Raw genomic sequence first — 833 nt, forward strand, 5'->3', positions numbered from 1 at the left:
CTGCGCAGGAAGTGTCGATTGCGTATGGCGGTGACGGTTCGAGCACGTGGAAGTATGCGGATGGGACGAGGGTTGATCGGAATGCTGGTGGTGATGTAACGCATCAGACCACCAGTGATGGTGCAGCTTTTGACCGGTTCACGGCGGATGGTAAGCCGACGCATGGCACGTTGCCTGGTTCTGATGGTCAGCCTGCGCAGGAGGTTTCCATTGCGTATGGCGGCGATGGTTCGAGCACGTGGAAGTATGCGGATGGGACGAGGGTTGATCGGAATGCGGATGGTGGTGTAACCCATCAGACGACGTCTGATGGCGCGTCGTTTGACCGGTTCACGGCGGATGGTAAGCCGACGCATGGGACGTTGCCGGGTTCTGATGGCCAGCCTGCGCAACAAGTAGATATTGCGTATGGCGGTGATGGTTCCAGCACGTGGAAATATGCGGATGGGACCAAGGTTGATCGCAACGCTGGTGGTGATGTCACGCATCAGACCACCAGTGATGGTGCAGATTTTGACCGGTTCACGGCGGATGGTAGGCCGACGCATGGGACGTTGCCGGGTTCTGATGGTCAGCCTGCGCAGGATGTGTCCATCACATATGAGGGTGATGGGGACAGCACGTGGTCCTATGCGGACGGGACCAGGGTCGATCGGAATGCGGATGGTGGTGTAACCCATCAGGCCACCAGTGATGGTGCGTCATTTGACCGCTTCACGGCGGATGGTAAACCCACGCATGGCACGTTGCCGGGCTCTGACGGTCAGCCAGCGCAGCAAGTAGACATTGCGTATAGCGGCGACGGTTCCAGCACGTGGAAATATGCCGATGGG

Annotated in this window: 1 protein-coding gene; it reads right to left on the reverse strand. The window is 58.6% G+C overall.

Annotation, left to right across the window (positions count from 1 at the left end):
• On the reverse strand, positions 1 to 680 hold a 680-nt coding region (locus ACIA6A_RS22840), incomplete at its 3' end, for a hypothetical protein (RefSeq protein ID WP_396099823.1).
• Positions 681 to 833 lie beyond the last annotated feature (153 nt).

Origin of the sequence: Actinoplanes sp. NPDC051494, assembly GCF_044454705.1 — a bacterium.
GTDB lineage: Bacteria > Actinomycetota > Actinomycetes > Mycobacteriales > Micromonosporaceae > Actinoplanes.